We start from the raw sequence: 5,227 nt of genomic DNA on the forward strand, positions 1-5,227 counted from the left end.
CTTTGAGTTGTGGCAAGTATCCAACCATAGTTATCAATAGATTTGGAACTATTTTTTCTATAGTTTGATAATTCATCGCAGTTCGCAAATAACATCAAAAGGCGATTTTGAGCATTAAGAACCTCTTTTGCATGATTTAGTATTTCCATATCCTTTGGATTGCCACCTATTTGGCAGTAACCTGCAGGCGGGGAAATCTCTATCGAGCGCCCCAATATCTCCACGCTTCCTGCAGACGCTTGGGGCGATAGTTGAAAAGCAACGAAGCCAACCAAGAGAATTCTATTTAAATAGTAGTTCATGTTTTAGAGGGGCTTTCGATTGCAGACACTTTGACGAATTTACATAAGCCACTGCCCAAGGATGGGCTATGACATGAGTTTACACACGACTTCGGTGACTAGGAAAGCTCAGTAAACCGTTGTGGATTGCCGCCTAGAGCAGTTCTCATTCGCAGCGGTGATTTGCTGGTTGACGAATAAGACCATAGAGCAGTGCTAGTTCCTGATCGAGATCACGGGACTCGACGGTCAGCGCTGCTAGCCGCTCGATTGTGATGTCTTTCAGTTCATCACGTGCGCTTCGAAGTTCATGTCGGACGAAGATTTCACCTCGCTCGTCCTTGTAAAGTTGAACTAATGGACAGTTGTGAGCAACAAGATTTCGAGGTTTTGCCAGTCTGCTTAGTTCGGCAAAGGCTTGGTCAACTCGCTTTTGAGCTTCGCTAGTAAGGCCAATGTCCGTAACAAGCGCGTGGGCGATAGCGGCCCGTGCCTTTAGCTGTAAATCACTGATGGATTCCCGCAAGTTCTCTGAGCCGTACGTTCTAATGAACTGGTACGTCCAGTATTCGCAGGAAGAAAAGGCGACAAGAAATCTACCGATGGCAAGAGCCCACTCGTCTAAGCCGTCAGACAACTCGCGCATATCGACCCGAATTGCGTTCGATGGTATTTCGCTAGCCATTACATCAGCATATCACCGTCAGTCCAAGTTTGAGATTTTTAATTTTATTCTTAATAAATCTATCCGTGCATATGCGGCCTGCATTTGAGCTTGAACTAGATTTTCCAATGCTTCTATTGCGTCTGGCGATTTTAAATCAAGTAACTTTTGTCGCGGTTCGTCAATAAATGATGGTAGTCTTGCTTCGATTATTGCCACTCTCTTCGAACTCTGTGCGCCAATTGAAATGCCTGGACTAGGGCTTGGTTTTAAATTTGCTTGTGTTAAGCGTCGAACGCGATTCTGTAATCGTACAAGTTCTATAGTTTCGCCATTCATTATTTGACTCCCTTTTATGATGGTCTTGGATGCCGCTGTGTCGATGGGGCTTGGCGCGGCATGGGCCTTGTATCGCCGTATGCTCGGCTTTCATTGTTTGGCAATGGTTCTATGGCTTGAAGCTCGAAAAATCGCTTGGCGGCGTTTTCTCTTTGAGTTTCGGTCAATGTGTCAAAAATCAATCTTGACTTTATCTCTCGCGCTTCCAGTCCTGCCGCTAAAATTTCTGCAGCTTCAGCCTTCTTTTGGGCTCTTGCTGCACGTCTGGACATTTCGCGGCTAATAGTTTCTTGCGCATTTTTTTCGCCGTTGACAGCGCTATAGTACGTTCGAATATCAATTTGCCTTGCCCCGCTTTTATGCGCACCTCGGATTAGCCCAGTTGGTGCCATCTTTGCAGCCCAATCGGTATGCAATTTTTGCATCTTTGTTGTTCCGTCAAGCCACCTAGATGCACGCAACTTTCCTTCATAAATGGGTGTTACAAAGGCCCAAATATGTGGGGTTTTTTCGTCACGATGTAGACCCATCGCAACGATATTGGTCTTGCCAAAAGTTTCTGTTAGGAACTCGCGAGCACCATTCGATAATTCTTTAAGTCGTGTTAAAGGGTTAATCAGAAACCAATCTGGACTTGCAGTTAATAGCAGTTCAACGACACGCACCCCATCCTTTCGTTGCATGGCTGGATCGGTGCGATCCCATATTTCTCGCACTAGATCATCAGGCGTTCCTTGCCAGCTCGCCCCATTGAGTGCGAGTTTGTCAGGGTCTGCATTGGCCACCAAATGCGCGCGCAAATGATGGGATGCCCGCTTTTGAAGCGAGCCCCTGTCTTTGTGCTTGTTGATGCCTAGAATTGCGAACATGAATTCATAGTAACAACGTTTTTCGATATTTATCTCAATCCGTACACATTACGGTTCAATAAATTGAACCATGTGGCAGGGGGATGAATCCCCCATGCACCCCCGCCTAATATATAGGCTGAATTCCCATGTATTTCAGCAAATATCTATTGGATTTCTAATAATGGCATTTATGTCGGATTGCTCATTCCTGTTGACAATCCTCTTCATAATGCTTGGTTGTCCGTCTTTCTGCCGAATCATTCTTTCGTCACCTTCCTTGAGAATCATCCTAAAACAGCTTCCTTCAACTTTCTTGGCTGTTCAAGGGCAGTCACCTAGTGCAGTCACCTATCTATCCCCTTTGGGGGAAGGGAAGCCGCATTTCACACAAAAATTGGATTGGCTTTGAGATAAAGAAGAGGGATATATAGATGATAAATAAAGTCTATATAAATCAATAAGTTACAGTTTTTAAATTTATCATGCATGGTAGAATTGACTACCACCCATGATAAGACTAATTTTTAACAAAATGACGATGAAAGCAAGCAAATGACAGGACATCCAACTTATTTACAGGAATCTGAAGCAAAGGCGAGACTGGCTGACATTGCCAAGGAGGAGGCTTTTGAGGAAACGGCGCGGAAAAGGGCTAGAAGAAACAAAGATTTTATTCAGCTTTCAAACGGTGCGGTTTCTCCACTTCGCGGACTTATATCCAGATCACCTAAAGCTGCTCAAATTTTGTTATGCATGGTGGAATACATGGGGCAAATTGAGAACGCCTTACAAGCTGACTATGAGGCTCTAAAGGCAATGTCTGGTGCATCAGACATGACCGTTCGACGGTCCTTGGCGCTCCTTAAAGCCGAAAAGTGGATAGAGCAAATTCCTGGAGCTGCGCACACTTACAGAGTTAACTCAAGTGTTTTTTGGGAAAGCTATGGTGATCGAAAAGAGGGGACATTTCAAGCTGTTTTGAATGTTCCTCAAGAAGATAGGCCGATCAAAATCAACAAAAAGGTAAGCAAAAAAGTGATGCCTGTCCTTACAAAAAAGCCTCTTATAGAGAAGCCCTCAAAGAATTAATGTTTTAGGATGATTCTCAAGGAAGGTGACGGAAAGGGAATTGGTTTTACTTTCAATTGCAGTATGGTGCAGGGTTTATGTGGATGCTAGTTTAGTAGATAAATGTTTTGTTCTTATGCAAAAAGGGCATTCTTTTAAGGTGCTAATTGGCATATGGTCCCCCTTTTTTCGATTTGGCAATTTATAATATAACCAGTTACCTAACCTAGTTAGTATATTGGTTACGTAACTAATTACTAACCAATTTGGGAGATATTTAAAACATGGCACTAACCAACAACGAAAAACAAGCTGCGTACCGCATTCGTCAACAAAAAACAATGTCCGATTTGGCAGAAGCAAATAAGGAGCTTCATTTGCAAAATGTCTCCTTGCTCGAGGAGGCGAAGCACTGGGAGGGCAAATATCACGCTTTGGAACTGCGGACATTGAAGGCTGAACTAAAGGCCTCACAAGCTAACCTGAAAAATAAAAGCTAAAACATCGCTCAATATGATGATGTTTTCTATTTGAATACATCATCAAGTTCCTTTAGTTTGCGGACCTCGCGAAGAAATATCTTGGTGTCTTTGAGGCCTAGGACCTTGGTAAGGGCGGCTACCCCACGATGTTGAATGCTGCCTGAGGATTTAAGAAGCAACGCGGCCAGCTCTTCAACGCGGATGTTGAAATAGCGCTTGTCTAGCACTTCAACATTCCTATGGCCTGTTAGGCGACGAAGCTGCATAGGATTGTCCACACGGTTGGACAGTGCTTTTGTTGCAATTTTTCGAAGACTGTGAAAGGTCAATTTTTCGATAGGTGGCTCAGCCCGTTTGCAGGCGTTAGAAAATGCACCAGTTACTGAGTTTGTTGTTCCTTGGAACACAAGCCCCTTTTTAGTCTTGCTGGCTTCGTACAAGGGCTTGAGAATTTCTTGCATTCGTTGAGTCAGTGGCACGGTACGCCCTAGTGACTCTGTGACCTTTTTAGATGAATCGTTTTTCTCTGTTAGCAGGGTGAGCTCCCCTTTCGCCCAGTTTATGTTTTCCCATTGCAGGCCACCAGTTTGCAAGCCAGTCTTTTTGTTTTTTTCCCCTTGTACAAGTTCGCCCCGTCGAAACGCCATCTCCAACGACAGTTCGACTATGGGTATGAGCCAAGGAGACCGCTCTTCTAGCGATTTCATTAGGCGAACTTCTTCATCTCCCTGCCAGTCACGCTGAATGTAATTCGTGGGCTTTGGAAGGGTGATTCCTGAGGCTAAATTGGCGACTGGGTACTCCCATTCCTTAATCGCGTGCTTATACAAGGATGTGAGTACGGTGAAGTAATTGCGCTGGGAAGATGCTGAATACGGGTTGATCTTGATATCACCTTCGCCTTGTAGCGTTGCACGCAAATTCTTGAAGTCTTTAGTCGTCAAACTTCGGAACTTTCGGTCACCTCCTAGCCACTCGATCAGGTGATCTATGCGATAGCCATTTTCCTTGAAGGAGGCCTTCCCTTTGTAGTGAGTGGCGTGGAACTTTTTTAAGGCCTCTCTAACCGTGATCGTCTCAAAATCCGCCTCAAATGCCCCTTGATTGTCCAAAATTCTGTCGAGGTCAGCATCCTGTTTCGCAATGAATTTCTCTGCTTCGTCGTAGGTGTCGAAGGTCTCACTGCGCCTCACCAGATTGCCGAGCTTGTCCTTTCGGATTACCTGCCCCTCAAATGCGGTCTCAAGCTGCTTGAGGGCTCCTCTTGGGTAGGCCGTGTCGTCCGTGTATCCAGATTCAGCTAGATAGGTCCTAGCTTGGGATTCCAATCGAAACTGTCGGACTTCCTTGCCTGGCAGTTTCACTCGCCACGGTGAGCGATTTTTGGGTTTTGCCATGACTATTGCCCTCGTTTTCGGTTTGGTGGCTAAGTTACAATCTCGGGTTGCCCGAATTGCTGTCAATACGAAAGTGGGATTGATTGCCCATTGTGATCGCAGTTTGGGAAAAAATTTGGGAAACTAGCGGAAATTCATGGAATTT

7 protein-coding genes are annotated in these 5,227 nt (G+C 45.0%); 2 read left to right on the plus strand and 5 right to left on the minus strand.

Annotated features, from left to right (window positions below):
* The 4 genes from WCG50_RS17125 to mobV form a co-directional block, all read right to left on the minus strand.
* On the minus strand, nt 1–302 hold a 302-nt coding region (locus WCG50_RS17125), incomplete at its 3' end, for a hypothetical protein (RefSeq protein WP_336900806.1).
* Nucleotides 303–447: 145 nt separating this feature from the next.
* Complete coding sequence (locus tag WCG50_RS17130; RefSeq protein WP_336900807.1) at nt 448–927, minus strand: hypothetical protein; 480 nt, start codon at nt 925–927, stop codon at nt 448–450.
* Nucleotides 928–984: 57 nt separating this feature from the next.
* Entirely contained in the window at nt 985–1,284 is a 300-nt protein-coding gene (locus WCG50_RS17135) for a hypothetical protein (RefSeq protein WP_336900808.1), read from the minus strand.
* Nucleotides 1,285–1,298: 14 nt separating this feature from the next.
* A complete protein-coding gene (gene mobV, locus WCG50_RS17140; protein ID WP_336900809.1) occupies nt 1,299–2,153 on the minus strand; it encodes a MobV family relaxase in 855 nt (284 codons plus the stop codon).
* A gap of 534 nt (nt 2,154–2,687) precedes the next feature.
* Between mobV and WCG50_RS17145 the strand changes: the two genes are divergently transcribed.
* Entirely contained in the window at nt 2,688–3,224 is a 537-nt protein-coding gene (locus tag WCG50_RS17145) for a hypothetical protein (protein WP_336900810.1), read from the plus strand.
* 263 nt (nt 3,225–3,487) lie between these two features.
* Nucleotides 3,488–3,703 (plus strand): hypothetical protein, encoded by a 216-nt coding sequence (locus WCG50_RS17150; RefSeq protein ID WP_336900811.1) that lies wholly within the window; start codon nt 3,488–3,490, stop codon nt 3,701–3,703.
* Between the two features lie 26 nt (nt 3,704–3,729).
* Here the strand turns inward: WCG50_RS17150 and WCG50_RS17155 are convergent, their stop codons facing one another.
* Nucleotides 3,730–5,082, minus strand: coding sequence for a tyrosine-type recombinase/integrase (locus WCG50_RS17155; protein ID WP_336900812.1), 1,353 nt, complete (start codon nt 5,080–5,082; stop codon nt 3,730–3,732).
* Between the last annotated feature and the right edge of the window lie 145 nt (nt 5,083–5,227).

The organism is Rhodoferax sp. (genome assembly GCF_037143375.1).
GTDB lineage: Bacteria > Pseudomonadota > Gammaproteobacteria > Burkholderiales > Burkholderiaceae_C > Rhodoferax.